Annotated in this window: 13 protein-coding genes; 8 read left to right on the forward strand and 5 right to left on the reverse strand. The window is 67.8% G+C overall.

What is annotated here, in order from left to right; all coding sequences use genetic code 11:
* Positions 1-30 precede the first annotated feature (30 nt).
* Positions 31-996: an alpha/beta fold hydrolase gene (locus JHW45_RS04435; RefSeq protein WP_272859740.1), complete on the reverse strand. Its 966-nt coding sequence runs from the start codon at positions 994-996 to the stop codon at positions 31-33.
* 260 nt (positions 997-1,256) lie between these two features.
* Between JHW45_RS04435 and ccoG the strand changes: the two genes are divergently transcribed.
* The 4 genes from ccoG to ccoS are packed head-to-tail and all read left to right on the forward strand — an operon-like array spanning position 1,257 to position 5,646.
* The gene (gene ccoG, locus JHW45_RS04440; protein ID WP_272859741.1) at positions 1,257-2,804 is read left to right on the forward strand and encodes a cytochrome c oxidase accessory protein CcoG; all 1,548 of its coding nucleotides are present in this window, start codon (positions 1,257-1,259) and stop codon (positions 2,802-2,804) included.
* A 1-nt stretch (position 2,805) separates the two neighbouring features.
* Positions 2,806-3,273 carry a FixH family protein gene (locus JHW45_RS04445; RefSeq protein WP_336385803.1) on the forward strand — a complete coding sequence of 156 codons (468 nt, stop codon included), beginning with the start codon at positions 2,806-2,808 and terminating at the stop codon, positions 3,271-3,273.
* Positions 3,274-5,472, forward strand: coding sequence for a heavy metal translocating P-type ATPase (locus JHW45_RS04450; RefSeq protein WP_272859742.1), 2,199 nt, complete (start codon positions 3,274-3,276; stop codon positions 5,470-5,472).
* A gap of 12 nt (positions 5,473-5,484) precedes the next feature.
* The gene (gene ccoS / locus JHW45_RS04455; RefSeq protein WP_272859743.1) at positions 5,485-5,646 is read left to right on the forward strand and encodes a cbb3-type cytochrome oxidase assembly protein CcoS; all 162 of its coding nucleotides are present in this window, start codon (positions 5,485-5,487) and stop codon (positions 5,644-5,646) included.
* 132 nt (positions 5,647-5,778) lie between these two features.
* Here the strand turns inward: ccoS and JHW45_RS04460 are convergent, their stop codons facing one another.
* Positions 5,779-7,422 (reverse strand): serine hydrolase, encoded by a 1,644-nt coding sequence (locus JHW45_RS04460; RefSeq protein ID WP_272860536.1) that lies wholly within the window; start codon positions 7,420-7,422, stop codon positions 5,779-5,781.
* 303 nt (positions 7,423-7,725) lie between these two features.
* Between JHW45_RS04460 and clpS the strand changes: the two genes are divergently transcribed.
* Genes clpS through JHW45_RS04475 form a run of 3 tightly spaced genes read left to right on the forward strand, consistent with a single transcriptional unit; the run spans position 7,726 to position 9,857 of the window.
* A complete protein-coding gene (clpS, locus tag JHW45_RS04465) occupies positions 7,726-8,043 on the forward strand; it encodes an ATP-dependent Clp protease adapter ClpS (RefSeq protein ID WP_272859744.1) in 318 nt (105 codons plus the stop codon).
* Between the two features lie 3 nt (positions 8,044-8,046).
* Complete coding sequence (locus JHW45_RS04470) at positions 8,047-9,054, forward strand: class I SAM-dependent methyltransferase (protein WP_272859745.1); 1,008 nt, start codon at positions 8,047-8,049, stop codon at positions 9,052-9,054.
* On the forward strand, positions 9,051-9,857 hold the full coding sequence (locus JHW45_RS04475) for an SDR family NAD(P)-dependent oxidoreductase (protein WP_272859746.1): 807 nt from the start codon (positions 9,051-9,053) through the stop codon (positions 9,855-9,857). Before JHW45_RS04470 ends, JHW45_RS04475 begins: the two co-directional genes overlap by 4 nt.
* 4 nt (positions 9,858-9,861) lie before the next feature.
* Here the strand turns inward: JHW45_RS04475 and JHW45_RS04480 are convergent, their stop codons facing one another.
* On the reverse strand, positions 9,862-10,281 hold the full coding sequence (locus JHW45_RS04480; protein ID WP_272859747.1) for a hypothetical protein: 420 nt from the start codon (positions 10,279-10,281) through the stop codon (positions 9,862-9,864).
* Between the two features lie 77 nt (positions 10,282-10,358).
* Between JHW45_RS04480 and hemF the strand changes: the two genes are divergently transcribed.
* Positions 10,359-11,213, forward strand: coding sequence for an oxygen-dependent coproporphyrinogen oxidase (gene hemF / locus JHW45_RS04485; RefSeq protein ID WP_419181829.1), 855 nt, complete (start codon positions 10,359-10,361; stop codon positions 11,211-11,213).
* A 126-nt stretch (positions 11,214-11,339) separates the two neighbouring features.
* Here the strand turns inward: hemF and ftsH are convergent, their stop codons facing one another.
* Positions 11,340-13,229 (reverse strand): ATP-dependent zinc metalloprotease FtsH, encoded by a 1,890-nt coding sequence (gene ftsH / locus JHW45_RS04490; protein ID WP_272859748.1) that lies wholly within the window; start codon positions 13,227-13,229, stop codon positions 11,340-11,342.
* Between the two features lie 57 nt (positions 13,230-13,286).
* A complete protein-coding gene (gene tilS / locus JHW45_RS04495; protein WP_272859749.1) occupies positions 13,287-14,522 on the reverse strand; it encodes a tRNA lysidine(34) synthetase TilS in 1,236 nt (411 codons plus the stop codon).
* Positions 14,523-14,531: the final 9 nt, after the last annotated feature.

The following is a 14,531-nucleotide window of genomic DNA, read 5'->3' on the forward strand; positions in this document are numbered from 1 at the left end:
CCCGTTCCTGCGGCGCGCGCCGATGCCGCGTCAGCGCAGGCCCGCGCGACGCGCCGCCCGGTCGATCGCGGCCAGCACGGCCTGCGGCGCGGCATGGTGCACCATGTGACCGACCTGCGGCAGAACCGTCAGTTCGGCGTTCGGCAGCCGCGCCATCCTGCGCGAGTGATAATCCAGCCCGACGGTCGTGTCACGGGCCCCGTGCACGATCTCGATGGGCAGATCCAGCGATGCATAGCGCGGCGCCATCCGTTCCAGATAGGGTTTCAGATTGTCCACCTGCCGGGCATTGGCCAGAAAGCTTTCCCGTCGCAGCGTCAGCCCCGCGCCGACATGATCCATGTAGCCGTCGGGGACCGGATTGGGCGCAAATATCCCGGCAAGCGCCTGTTCGACGCGCGATTCGGGGGCGAATGCGGAAATCAGCGGCACGGCCGCGCGCCCGACGGGGCTGGTGATGAAGGGATAGAACGCGCCAAGGCTGACATCGTCCGGCCAGGGATGCGTGGCGCCGGCAAGCAGCACGATCGCCCCCGTCCGCTCCGGCGCCTGCAACGCCCAGGCCATCGCGACCGCCCCGCCATAGCTGTGGCCCAGAACCACCGGGTCGCGGACCCCAAGCCGGTCCGCCGCGCGCCGCAGCAGATCGGCCTGCGCCAGCGGGCTGTCGTTGCCCGTGTCCAGCCGGTCGGTCCAGCCAAGGCCCGGACGGTCGAACGCAATGACGCGATAATCGTCGCGCAACCGCCCGACCAGATCGAAGGTGAAGTCGCGCGTGTTCCCGCTTGCGCCGTGGATCAGCACCAGATCGGGGCCCTGACCCTCGACATGGGCGTGCACGGTCTTGCCGTCGATCTGCAACAGCCGGCCCGTCGGCGGATAGCGTCTCTCGGCCGCCTCGGCGCGGGTTTCGGCGCGTTCGTCGATATAGGCCGCGCAGCCGGTCAGGGCCAGCGCCAGGACGGCCAGCGTCAGCAGCGGTTTTCGGCGTATCATCGCGAACGGCTCCTCTTCTTGGTCCGGACCTTCGATGCCGGCCCGGGCTTTCGATGCAGACACGGCGGATCAGGCGTTGCGGACGCGGCCCGCACGCCGTCCTCGCGCAAATGTCATCGCCCCTTGCCGTGGCTGCGACGACCTGTCCGGGTTACCGCATTCGCGATCCGGAATATACCGCTGACGCGGTTTGACCCATATCAAGGCCGCCACGCCGATCCCGCCCTATCAGCAGGGGCGCGAAACAGGAGCGATTGCCCATGTCCACCCCGCAGATGGACCCACCCAGCCTTTATGCCGCGCGCGAGCCGATCTTTCCCAAACGGGTCAAGGGTCGCTTTCGCAACCTCAAATGGATCATCATGGGGATCACGCTGGCGATCTATTACATCACGCCGTGGCTGCGGTGGGATCGCGGCCCGAACATGCCCGATCAGGCGGTTCTGGTCGATCTGGCCAATCGCCGCTTCTTCTTTTTCTGGATCGAGATCTGGCCGCACGAATTCTATTTCGTCGCCGGCCTGTTGGTGATGGCCGGGCTGGGGCTGTTCCTGTTCACCTCGGCCCTGGGGCGGGTGTGGTGCGGCTATACCTGTCCGCAGACGGTCTGGACCGATCTGTTCATCCTGGTCGAACGCTGGATCGAGGGCGACCGCAACAACCGCATCCGCCTGCGCCGCCAGCCGTGGAACGCGCAGAAGATCCGCCTGCGCGCGATCAAGTTCACCACCTGGCTGCTGATCGCGCTGCTGACGGGGGGTGCCTGGGTCTTCTATTTCACCGATGCGCCGACGCTGCTGGTCGATCTGGTGACCGGTCAGGCGCATCCCATCGCCTATATGACCATCGCCGTGCTGACCGGAACCACCTTCCTGTTCGGCGGCTTCGCGCGCGAACAGATCTGCATCTATGCCTGTCCCTGGCCGCGCATCCAGGCCGCGATGATGGACGAGGATACGCTGACGGTCGCCTATCGGGAATGGCGGGGCGAGCCGCGGGGCAAGACCGGACACGACCGCCGCCAGCCCAAGGGTCATGGCGCAGCCGGCGTCGTGGGCGATCCGGCGATCGCGTCGCCCGACGCGACCGTGGCGCGCGCGCCGCATCTGGAAACGCCCGCCCCCGCAAGCGAGGATCGCGGCGACTGCATCGACTGCATGGCCTGCGTGAATGTCTGCCCGATGGGGATCGACATCCGCGACGGGCAGCAGCTGGAATGCATCACCTGCGCGCTGTGCATCGACGCCTGCGACGAGATCATGGCGCGCATCGGCAAGCCGCGCGGCCTGATCGACTATATGGCGCTGCGGGACGAATCGGCGGAACGGGCCGGTGCCGCGCCCAAGCCGGTCTGGAAACATATCCTGCGGCCCCGCACGCTGATGTATTTCACCATGTGGTCGATGATCGGCGTGCTGCTGCTGGTGGCGCTGTTCCTGCGCTCGTCGGTGGATCTGAACGTCTCGCCGGTGCGCAATCCGCTGTTCGTGACCATGTCCGACGGCGCGATCCGCAACACCTATGAGATCCGGCTGCGCAACAAGCAGCACGACGCGACCAGCTATGTCTTCGCGGCCGAGGCCGAGGGCGCGGCGGCGCAGGATTTGACGCTTTCCATCGAGGGCGCCAGCGGCGATACTGTCGAGGTGCCGGCTGACGAAACGCTCAGCGCGCGGCTGTATCTGACCGCGCCTGCCGGGTCCGCGTTGACCCGCAGCCAAAGCACACCGCTGCGCCTAGTCGTGCAGGAACAGGGCGGAGACGGCCGCACCTCGGTCGAGACGGTGTTCCATGGAAGGAGCCAATAATATGATGCGTCGAGAACTGACCGGCCGCCACGTCCTGATCATCACCGTCGCCGCCTTCCTGGTCGTCATCGGCGTCAACCTGGTGCTGGCGGTCCGGGCGGTGGGCAGTTTTCCCGGCCTGGAAGTGCCCAATTCCTATGTCGCCTCGCAGGTCTTCGATGCCGACCGCGCGGCGCAGGACGCCCTGGGCTGGACCGTCACCCCCGGCTATGACGGGCGCGAACTGACCCTGGCGGTCCGCGACCGGGACGGGCTGCCGGCGCGGGTGCGAACGCTGTCGGCAACGGTCGGCCGCCCGACCCACACGCGCGCCGATATCGTGCCGGAATTCGTCTATACCGGCGGGCTGTTCCGCGCGCCGGTCACGCTGGAACCGGGGGCCTGGAACATCCACGTGCTCGCCACCGCCGCGGACGGAACCCAGTTCCGGCAGCGGCTGGACCATTTCGCGCGCGCAGCGGTGAAATAGATGAACCAGATCAGCGCCGCGAGGATCAGTGCCTGTCCGGCCTGCGACGCCGCGCCGCTGGCGCAGCGCCTTGCCGACCGCGCGCAGCCCGACGCGTCGGATGCCGCGCTGATCCTGTCCCTGCCCACGGCCCATTGCGCGGCCTGTATCGCGGATGTCGAACGCACCCTGTCCGCCCTGCCGGGCGTGCGCCACGCGCGGGTGAACCTGACCCTGCGCCGCGTGACCGTCGATGCGCCGGGCCTGACGGCGGACGATCTGATCCCCGTGCTGGACGGTATCGGATACGAGGCGCACGAGCTTGACCCCGAGGCGCTGGCGACCAGCACCGCCGACCGGCAGGGCCGCGATCTGCTGATGCGGATCGGCGTCGCCGGGTTCGCGATGATGAACATCATGATCCTGTCGGTGGCGGTCTGGTCGGGGGCCGAGGATGCCACCCGCGACCTGTTCCACTGGATCAGCGCGGCCATCGCCGTGCCGACCATCGTCTTCGCGGGCCAGCCGTTCTTTTCCAGCGCCATCGCCGCGCTGCGCGCAGGCAGGCTGGGGATGGATGTGCCGATTTCGCTGGCGCTGGTTCTGGCCACCGGCATCTCTCTTTATGAAACCGTGGAATCCGGGCACCACGCCTATTTCGATGCGGCGGTGATGCTGTCCTTCTTCCTGCTGGTGGGGCGCTATCTGGATCATCGCACCCGGTCGATCGCACGGTCGGCCGCGGCCGAACTGACCGCGCTGGAGGTGCCGCGCGCCACGCTGCTGCGCGACGGCGCGGAACAGGTGGTTCCGGTCGCCAGCCTGCGTGCGGGCGACCTGATCCGGGTCCGGCCCGGCGGCCGCGTCCCCGCCGATGGCGAGATCGTCGCCGGGCACAGCGAAATCGACCGCGCCCTTCTGACCGGCGAAACGCTGCCCGTCGCGGCAGGTCCCGGCCTTGGCCTGTCGGCGGGCGAGGTCAATCTGACCGGGCCGCTGGACATGCGGGTGACGGCGGCCGGTCGCGACAGTTCGCTTGCGCGCCTGACCGCGCTGGTCGAGGCGGCCGAATCGGCGCGCGGACGCTATACCTCACTGGCCGAACGCGCCTCGCGCGCCTATGCGCCGGTGGTGCATGTCATGGCCGCGCTCAGCTTTGCGGGCTGGTTCTGGGCGACGCGGGATCTGCGGCTGGCGGTCAATATCGCGGCGGCGGTGCTGATCATCACCTGCCCCTGCGCCCTGGGGCTGGCGGTGCCGGCGGTCGTGACCGCGGCCTCGGGCCGGCTGTTCCGGCGCGGCCTGCTGATCAAGGACGGCACCGCGCTGGAACGTCTGGCCCAGATCGATACGGTGGTGTTCGACAAGACCGGCACGCTGACGATGGGCCAGCCACGCCTGCTGTCGCCCGAGGCGTTGCCGCCCCGGCTGCGCCCGGTCGCGCTGGCGCTGGCGCAGGGTTCGGCGCATCCGCTGTCGCAGGCGCTGGCCGGTGCGCTGTCGGACGAGGTTCCCGCCACGCTGACCGACCACCGCGAAGATCCGGGTCACGGCGTGTCGGCCCTGTGGCAGGGCAGGCCGGTGCGGCTTGGGCGGGCGGACTGGATCGGGGTCAGCGATGACGAACGCGCCCGTCCGGGCAGCGCCACATGGCTGGCGGTGGCGGGCGAGGCGCCGGTGCGGCTGAATTTCACCGACAGGCTGCGGCCCGGCGCCGAAGACTGCGTCGCGCAGCTGCGCCGCCTTGGGCATCGCGTGATCCTGCTGTCGGGCGACCGGCAGGCGGCGGTGGCGGATCTGGCCGCGCATCTGGGCATTGCCGAATTTCGCGCCGAAACCGATCCGGTGGGCAAGGCCGATTTCATCGGCTCGCTTGCCGATGACGGCGCGCAGGTGCTGATGGTCGGCGACGGGCTGAACGACACGGCGGCGCTGGCGCGCGCCCATGCCTCGATCTCGCCCGCATCCGCGCTGGATGCGGCGCGGGTGGCCAGCGACATGGTGCTGACCGGCCAGAACCTTCTGCCGGTGGCCGATGCGGTGGTGACGGCACGGCGCGCGACGGCCCGCATCCGCGAGAATTTCGGCATCTCGTTCCTTTACAACATCGTCGCGGTGCCGGTGGCCATCGCCGGGTTCGCCACCCCGCTGATCGCGGCGCTGGCAATGTCGTCCAGCTCGATCACCGTGACGCTGAACGCGCTGCGGCTGCGGCGCTGAAAGGAGGATGGCTTGGAAATCCTGACGATCCTGATTCCGGTCTCTCTGGGTCTGGGGGCGCTTGGGCTTGGTGCGTTCGTGTGGGCGCTGCGGTCGCGGCAATACGAGGATCCCAGGGGCGATGCCGAACGCATCCTCAGCGATCAGTGGGACGACCGTCCCCGGCCGGACTGATCGTCACGGGATGGCCGGACGCGTTGCGCCGTTGGCTGGGAACAACGTCCAGTGCTGAAACGAAGAAGGGCGAGGGGTTTCCCCTCGCCCTTTGCAGTTTGTCCGCCCGTGCGGTGTGGGCCGTGTCCGATGTCAGGGACCGACGACGCGGCATTCCTGCGCGCGTGCCTTCAGCCGTTCGCAGGCAAGCAGCGCGTCAGACTTGCTGAGATTGACGAAATTCGCCTCGAACCCGCGCACCGTGTCGGCGACGCGCCGATTCGCGCTGTCCAGCAGGCTGCCATCCTGAAGGGCGGTCGTCAGCAGCAGCTTTTCCGCCTCGACCTGAGAGCGATAGCGGCCCAGATTGACGCCCCAGTAGCGACCGCTGTCGGCCGGGCGGGACACGATTTCCAGCGCCTCGGGCTCCGAGATGTCGCCTTCGCCCATCGCGGCCAGGATCACCGTGTCGGTGCGGCGCTTGGGCGCCGGCGATGCCAGCAGCGAGAGGGCGTTGCCGTCGGCGGCGGTCGCCTCGGCCACGGCTTTCGCCACGGCATCGGCCTGATCGTCGCCGGCCTGCGCGACGATGGCCGCCGTGCTGGCGCCGCCTGCGCGCGACCGTGGCGCCGGGGCAGGCCGCGCCGATGCCGCCAGAACCGGGGCCGCAAGGCTGGCCGTCTGCGGCGTCCGGGCGACCGAGGATGCGACCGCGGTGGCCACCGCATCCTCGACCGCGGTGCCACGGGCGGCGGGACGCAGGCGCGGGCGGCTGCTGGAGGCCAAGGTCAGCCGGCTGCGGGTGATCTCGGCCTTCTGCGCCGTGCGCATCGCCTCGGCCAGCGGATCGCGCATGGCGGCGGTCGAGCCCGCGGGACGGCTGGAACGCGCGGGCGGCGCGGACGCCTTCAGGACCAGTTGCTGGGGTTGCGGCTGCGTGGCGGCCGGTTTCGGGGCGACCTGCGCGCGGCGCACGACCTTCTGCGCCAGCAATTGCGGCGGCGCCGGCCGAACCTCGCGGACGCGGTTGGGAACGCGCGTAAAGCCCGAATCAAGCAGCTTGGCCATCACCTGATTGCGCTGCGCGGTCGAGGTGCCGCCGAAGACCGTGGCGATCAGGCGCTTGTTGCCGCGCTGTGCCGAAGCCGTCAGGTTGAACCCGGCTGCGCGGGTATAGCCGGTCTTGATGCCGTCCGCGCCGGAATAGGCGTCCAGAAACCTTTTGTTGGTCGATGAGACCTTGGCGATTCCCGCATCGGCCGAGCGGCGTGAGAACAGGTTGTAATACTGGGGAAAATCGTAGAACAGATGCCGGCCCAGAATGGTCATGTCATATGCCGAGGAATAATGACCTTCCTGCGTCAGGCCGTTGGCGTTGCGGAACTGCGTGTTCCGCATCCCCAGGGCGCGCGCCATCTGCGTCATCTGTTGGGCGAACGCGGCCTCGGACCCGGCCAGCCCCTCGCCGATGGCGGTGGCGGCGTCGTTGGCCGACTTGATCGCGGCCGCGCGGATCAGATAGCGCAGCTCGATCTTCTGCCCGGCCCGCAGCCCCAGCTTCGACGGCGGTTCGGCCGCCGCGTTCGAGGATACGGGGAACAGCGAATCCAGCCGAACCTGCCCACGCTCGATGGCGGTAAAGGCAAGATAAAGCGTCATCATCTTCGTCAGCGACGCGGGATGAAGCCTGGTGTCGGCGTTCTGCGTATAGATCGGTTTGCCCGAACGGGCGTCGATCACGTAGGCGGCGAAGGGTGCCGCCAAGACGTTTGCCGGTGCCAGCGCAGCCAGCAGCATAAAGGCCCAAAGACGGGCTGTCAGGGAAAATCGGGTCACTGTCGCGGTCTCTCTGCCTCATGCGGGCATGTCATTTGTTGCATGCCCGTCCTTAATGACTGGATGATAGCACGAGGATAATATCCTTGAAACCGGGCATTTGACTTATTTTGCCTGTCTTGCAGCCGCGCAGCGCCCGGCCCTGCGGGGCTTTCATCCACGCCACGATTGACTATATACCGGGTTCAGGAGGCCGCAGACGAACGCGGCCCGCCACTTCTTGGAAGGCCGTGCCGGCCGAATCAGGACGCGATGACGCACTGGATGACCGACAGCGACAAACCCGACGACCAGTCCGAACTGGCGGTGAAGCCGCGGACCAAACCGCAGCGGCCGCCGATGTACAAGGTCTTGATGCTGAACGACGATTTCACGCCGATGGAATTCGTTGTGCATGTGCTTGAACGGCTGTTCAACATGACCCACGCGCAGGCGATCGAGATCATGCTGACCGTGCATCGCAAGGGCGTGGCGGTGGTCGGCGTCTTCTCGCACGAGGTGGCCGAGACCAAGGTCGCGCAGGTCATGGAACTGGCCCGACGCCAGCAGCACCCGCTGCAATGCACCATGGAAAAAGAGTAGATCGTGTCGGCCCGGCTTGAACTGGCCTTTCCGGACGGCCCGCCGGAGGGTTCGGTGCTGGCCATCGGCGCGCGGGCGGGCGACGACCTGTCGCCGCTGACCCCCGCCGCAACAACGATCCAGCAGGGCCATGCCACCGATCACGCGGCGCTGTCCGCGCGCGGATGGACCGTCGCGCCGCAGGTCGAGCGGGACGGTTTCGACGCGGCGGTGGTGATGCTGCCGCGCGCGAAATCGCTGGCCCGTGCCCGGATCGCCCACGCCGCCGCGCGGCTGGCGCCGGACGCGCCGCTTTGGATCGACGGTCAGAAACACGACGGCGTCGATTCGATCCTGAAAGAGATGCGGCGTCTGGCCCCGGTGGACGAGGTTCACAGCAAGGCGCATGGCAAGATCTTTCGCGTCAGGGTGCCTGCGGGCGAATGGCTGCCGGATGACTGGGCCGCGCGTCCGGCGCAGGTGGCTCCGGGCTTCGTGACCCGGCCGGGGGTGTTTTCCGCCGACGGGATCGATCCGGGTTCGGCGCTGCTGGTCCGGCATCTGCCCGACCGGCTGCCGACGCGGCTGGTCGATCTGGGCGCGGGCTGGGGCTGGCTGGCGGCGCAGGCCCTGCGGCGTCCGGGCGTCGAGGTGATCCATTTGGTCGAGGCCGAACATGCCGCGCTGGAATCGGCGCGCGACAATATCGACGATGCCCGTGCCCGGTTCCACTGGGCCGACGGGCGCGATTTCACCCTGCCCGAGCCGGTGAACGGCGTCATCATGAACCCGCCCTTCCACGACGGACGCCGGGCCGATCCGGGTCTTGGGGCGGCTTTCATCGCCTCGGCCGCGCGATTGCTGACCGGGGCGGGGCATCTGTGGATGGTCGCGAATCGCCATCTGCCCTATGAGACCGAACTGTCCCGGCATTTCGCGACGGTCGCGGAAATCGGCGGCGATAACCGCTTCAAGATCATTCAGGCCAGCGGCGCAGGGCGCGCGGCCGGCCGCAAGGGAGCCCGGAAATGAGCCTGTCGATCCAGGGCAAGACCGCCATCGTGACCGGCGCCGCGCGCGGCATCGGGTTCGCCATCGCCCACCATCTGGCGGAGCGCGGCGCCAATGTCGTCTTCACGGACGGGGACGAGGCCGCGCTGGACAATGTCATGTCGGATTACGGCAGCGACAACGATCATGTCCTGCAATTCGCCGGCGATATCTCCGAAAAGCTGATGATGGCCAATTTGCTGTCGGCCACGCTGGATGCGTTCGACCGGGTCGATATTCTGGTCAACGCACATCGTTTCGTGAAGGGGTCCGATCCGCTGGACACCGATCCGGGCGTGCTGGAACAGATGCTGCGCCAGAACATGATCGCGGGTCTGCGCCTCAGCCAGATGGTCGCCAAGCGGATGATCCGGCAGGCCGAGGACCAGACCGATCTGGTGCAGGCCGGCGCCATCGTGAACGTCTCGACGCTGGCGGCGGCGCGGCCGGTGCCGGCGATGCTGGGCTATTCCATCGCCTGCGCGGCGCAGGAACAGGCGACGCGGGGGCTGGCGCTGGCGCTGGCACCGCATCTGATCCGCGTGAACGGTGTCCGCTTCAGCAGCGTCATGTCTTACGAGCTGAAATGCGCGCTGAAGGAAGATCCGCAGATGCGCGAGCAGATCGTGGCCGGCACGCCGTTGGGGCGCATCGCCTCGGCCGACGAGATCGCCGAGACGGTGCATTATCTGGCCAGCGAAGGCGCGCGCTTTGTCACCGGCCAGATCGTGACCGTCGATGGCGGCCGCAGCCTGGCCGATCCGGTGACGGCCCGCGATCTTTGAACGCTCAGGCCGCGGGTTCGGGAAACGCCTTGCGGCACTCCGCGACATAGGCCGCCGCGCGATCCGCCAGCGCCGCCCGGCGCGCGGCGAGATTGTCGCGCTTGCGCTGTTCGGCGGCCGGGTCGATGGGAACGCGATAGCGTTCGGTGTCGATGTAATCGCGCCAGCACGGCCGGTATCCGACGCCGACAACCTTGCCGTCCCTGTCGCGCCTCACGTCGCGGCACTGGGTCAGCCGGTCCCGCACGACCTGCCGTTCCTCCCACGCATAGCCGCGGGCCAGATTCCCCTCGACCTCGGCCAGCAGGCGGCTGACGGTCCGGAATTCGGACGTGTTCTGGCTGATGCAGCGTTCCTGCGGCGTCCCGCAGGCGGCAAGAACCAGGGGCAGGGCAAGCAGGGCAAGGGTGGTGTTGCGGGGCATGGGCTGACTCATTACAGCGGGATCAGGGAATGCTAACGGCCGGGCCGGGTGCTTGGCAATTCACGATTGAGGGTCAGATGGACGATCAACGCCAGCGCGCTGCGCTGTGGTTCCGCGAATTGCGCGACCGCATCGTTTCGGCCTTCGAGGGGCTTGAGGATCGCGGTCCCGGCGACGGGCCGGTCGGCCGGTTTGTCGTGACGCCGACGCAGCGCGGCGAGGATGGCGGCGGCGGGCTGATGTCGGTGATGCGCGGCGGGCGGGTCTTTGAAAAGGTCGGCGTGAACTGGTCCGAGGTTCACGGAACGCTGGCGCCCAAGGCGCAGGCGGCGATGGCCGCGCGCGGCGTGCCGGGCATGGACAGCGATCCGCGTTTCTGGGCATCCGGGATCAGCCTTGTGGCGCATATGCAGAACCCGCACGCGCCGGCGGTGCACATGAACACGCGCATGTTCTGGACGCCGGGGACGTGGTGGTTCGGCGGCGGGGCGGACCTGAATCCCTGCATCGAGTATCCCGCCGACATCGACCATTTCCACGCAACACTGCGCGACGCCTGCGCACGTCATGACGCGGATTATTACGACCGCTTCAAGGCATGGGCGGACGAATATTTCTTTGTCCCGCATCGCGGCCGCGCAAGGGGCGTGGGCGGCATCTTCTATGACGATCTGAACAGCGGCGACTGGAACGCGGATTTCGCCTTTACCCGCGAAGTCGGGCAGGCGTTCCTGCCCGCCTTCCTGCCGCTGGCCGAGGCGCGCATGGCGCAGGGCTGGACCGAGGAGGACCGCGATGTTCAGCTGGTGCATCGCGGGCTGTATGCGGAATACAACCTTGTCTATGACCGCGGCACGAAATTCGGGCTGGAAACCGGACATAACGCCGATGCGGTGCTGATGAGCCTGCCGCCGGTGGCGAAATGGCCCTGACCGGGAACGGGCGTTTGCGTTCGATGATGTAACGGGTGGGACGGTTTCAGACCGCCGACACCTGACCGCACGGCCGGGCGCGAAAACCGGCCGTCAGATTGCGCCTCTGACAGCCGGGTCTTTCGGTCACGCCGGTGCCGGATCGCCGCCCGGTGCGGGCTTGCCGGCCTTGGGGATCGCCGAGACGGCGGGTACGCCGCTGCCGGGCGTGTCGTCGTCGCCGCCCAGGGGCTCGCCCCGGATGATCTTGCCGATCTCTTCGCCGGTCAGCGTCTCGTATTCCAGCAGACCCTGTGCCAGCCGCTCGAATTCCTCGTTCTTCTCCAGCAGGATGCGCCTGGCCTCGTTATAGGCTTCCTCGATCAGGTCGCGGACCTCCTGTTCGATCAGCTCCTTGGTCGCGGCCGAGACCGAGAAGCCGCCGGTATTGCCCGAATACCCTTCATGCGCCTCGGCATAGTCGATATTGCCGACCTTGTCGGACATGCCCCACCGCATCACCATCGCGCGCGCCAGCTGGCTGGCCTGCTGGATGTCGCCGGCGGGACCGTTGCTTACCCCTTCCTCGCCGTATTTGATGATCTCGGCGGCCTTGCCGGCCATGGTCATGGCCAGCTTCTGCTTGACCTCGTCCTTGTGGAAGTTGAGGCGGTCCATCTCGGGCAGGCTGACCACCATCCCCAACGCGGCACCGCGCGGGATGATCGTCGCCTTGTAGACCGGGTCGCATTTCGGCAGCGACAGGCCCACGATGGCGTGACCGGCTTCGTGATAGGCGGTCTTTTCCTTCTGCTCGGGCGTCAGCACCATGCTGCGCCGTTCGACGCCCAGCATGACCTTGTCCTTGGCGTTCTCGAAATCCTCCATGCTGACGAATCGGCGGCCGATGCGGGCAGCCATCAGCGCGGCCTCGTTCACCAGGTTCATCAGGTCGGCGCCGGAAAAACCGGGCGTGCCGCGCGCGATGATGCGCAGATCGACATCGGGGCCGACCGGCACCTTGCGGGCATGGACGTTCAGGATCTTTTCGCGGCCCTTGATGTCGGGGTTCGGCACGTGGATTTGACGGTCGAAGCGGCCGGGGCGCAGCAGCGCCGGGTCCAGCACGTCCTTGCGGTTGGTGGCCGCGATGATGATGATGCCTTCGTTCGATTCAAATCCGTCCATCTCGACCAGAAGCTGGTTCAGCGTCTGTTCGCGTTCGTCGTTGCCGCCGCCGATGCCGACGCCGCGCGACCGGCCGACCGCGTCGATCTCGTCGATGAAGACGATGCAGGGCGCGCTTTTCTTGGCCTGTTCGAACATGTCGCGCACACGGCTGGCGCCGACGCCCACGAACATCTCGACAAAGTCGGACCCCGAGATGGTGAAGAACGGCACGCCCGCCTCGCCCGCGATGGCGCGCGCCAGCAGCGTCTTGCCGGTGCCCGGAGGGCCGACCAGCAGCGCGCCTTTCGGGATCTTGCCGCCCAGACGGCTGAATTTCTGCGGGTTGCGCAGGAATTCGACGATTTCTTCCAGTTCTTCCTTGGCCTCGTCGATGCCGGCCACGTCGTCAAAGGTCACGCGACCGTGCTTTTCGGTCAGCAGCTTGGCGCGCGATTTGCCAAAGCCCATCGCGCCGCCTTTGCCGCCGCCTTGCATGCGGTTCATGAAGAAGATCCAGACGCCGATCAGCAGGATGAAAGGCAGCCACACGCCCAGAAGCGACATGAAGCCCGATTGCTGCTGCTTGACGACCTTCACCTCGACATTCTTGTCGATCAGACGGGCGGCGATCTCTTCGCCCTGCGGGCGGACGGTCACGTATTGCTGACCGTCGGTGCCGGTGATCTGCAAATCTTCGCCGTCGATGGTGACGGCCGAGACCTGGTCGTTGTCCACCCGTTCGATGAAATCGGAATAGCTGATCTGCCGGCTGTTCATCGTCGCCGTTCCGTCGCTGAACAGATTGAACAGCGCCAGAATCATCAGGAACAGAACGACCCAGAAGGCCAGGTTGCGTGCGTTGCCCAAAACGGGTCCTCCGGCGGAAATCAGTTTGGATTGAAAATAGGCATTATCGGCGCAGGTTCAATGCGCCATCACCAGCTTGCGGAAATCCGCCGCGTCGCGCAGCGGCTCGACCCGGTGGCCCGACCCGCCGCGCAGCAGGGGCGCGGCGATCAGCCGCCCCGATTCGCGGATGGCCGGACTTGCCGCCGCATCGTCGCGCGACAGGCCGGCCCCGCGCCAGTTCACCTGCGCCAGCGCCTGCATCCCCAGGGCCGAGACCTGCTGGCCGGGCCGCAACCCGTCTACCCGCCAGCGATTGTCCCATTCGGGGCCGTCGCTGATCTGGGCGCGCATCGCGGCGGCGGGTTCACGGCCGATATGCAGCCGGTCGCCAATGGGTTCGATCAGCGCGCCGTCCAGCGTGACGCGGCTGCCCGCGCCGATCGCCTCAAGCGCGTGCAGCACCGTCGCCCGGCGGGGCGGATAGTCCGCGCCGGTGATCCAGCGACAGGACGCGACCAGCAGGCGGCGCCGGATCTCGGCCGGGGCATCGCGGAAATCGCGCCGGGGCAGGGTGATCGTGCCGTGCCGGATGACCGCGCGTTCGGCCGTGTCGGCAGCATAATGCGACAGGGCGCGCCGCGCCTCGCCGATATGTCTGGCCGAGCGGGCCAGCGCCGCCGTCTCAAGCCCCATCGCGGCGATGGCCTTGCGGATGCGGATTCGGTCAAAATCCACGTTTTCGTTGCCCGGATCGTCGATCCACGCGATGTCGCGCCCGCGCAGCCAGTCGCGCAGATCTTCGCGCCGCGCGCCCAGCATCGGCCGCAGCCAGCGCACGCCGAACGCATCGCGACATTCGGCCATCGCCGCCAGCCCGTCGATCCCCGAGCCGCGCGCCAGCCGCATCATCAGCGTCTCGGCCTGATCGTCGGCGGTGTGGCCCAAGGCGATGGCCGGCAGCCGGTTCGCCTGCGCCCATTCGGACAGCAGCCGAAACCGCGCCTCGCGCGCGGCGGCCATCAGGTTGCCGCTGCCGGTGTCGCGGTGCCAGTTCAGCGTGGTGTGGGGCAGATCAAGCGTTCGGGCGGCGCGGCCCACCTGTCGCGCCTCCTCCGCGCTTTCGGCGCGCAGATTGTGGTCCACCGTCGCCACCATCACCCGTCGTCCGTGCGACCAGTCGGCCACGATGTGCATCAGGGCCATCGAATCGCCGCCGCCCGACACCGCGATCCCCAGGGCCGGCAGATCGCCTGCCAGCCGGTCCAGCGCGGCCCGAACCGGACCTGCGACATGCGCGACCGGGTCGGTCACGACAGCAGG

This window comes from Paracoccus stylophorae, assembly GCF_028553765.1.
GTDB lineage: Bacteria > Pseudomonadota > Alphaproteobacteria > Rhodobacterales > Rhodobacteraceae > Paracoccus > Paracoccus stylophorae.

What these genes read in the sequence shown, in the direction of transcription:
- JHW45_RS04435 (WP_272859740.1), bottom strand. Translation starts at nt 996, where the DNA reads ATGATACGCCGAAAACCGCTGCTGACGCTGGCCGTCCTGGCGCTGGCC.
- ccoG (WP_272859741.1), top strand. Translation starts at nt 1,257, where the DNA reads ATGTCCACCCCGCAGATGGACCCACCCAGCCTTTATGCCGCGCGCGAG.
- JHW45_RS04445 (WP_336385803.1), top strand. Translation starts at nt 2,806, where the DNA reads ATGATGCGTCGAGAACTGACCGGCCGCCACGTCCTGATCATCACCGTC.
- JHW45_RS04450 (WP_272859742.1), top strand. Translation starts at nt 3,274, where the DNA reads ATGAACCAGATCAGCGCCGCGAGGATCAGTGCCTGTCCGGCCTGCGAC.
- JHW45_RS04460 (WP_272860536.1), bottom strand. Translation starts at nt 7,422, where the DNA reads ATGCTGCTGGCTGCGCTGGCACCGGCAAACGTCTTGGCGGCACCCTTC.
- clpS (WP_272859744.1), top strand. Translation starts at nt 7,726, where the DNA reads ATGACCGACAGCGACAAACCCGACGACCAGTCCGAACTGGCGGTGAAG.
- JHW45_RS04475 (WP_272859746.1), top strand. Translation starts at nt 9,051, where the DNA reads ATGAGCCTGTCGATCCAGGGCAAGACCGCCATCGTGACCGGCGCCGCG.
- JHW45_RS04480 (WP_272859747.1), bottom strand. Translation starts at nt 10,281, where the DNA reads ATGCCCCGCAACACCACCCTTGCCCTGCTTGCCCTGCCCCTGGTTCTT.
- hemF (WP_419181829.1), top strand. Translation starts at nt 10,359, where the DNA reads ATGGACGATCAACGCCAGCGCGCTGCGCTGTGGTTCCGCGAATTGCGC.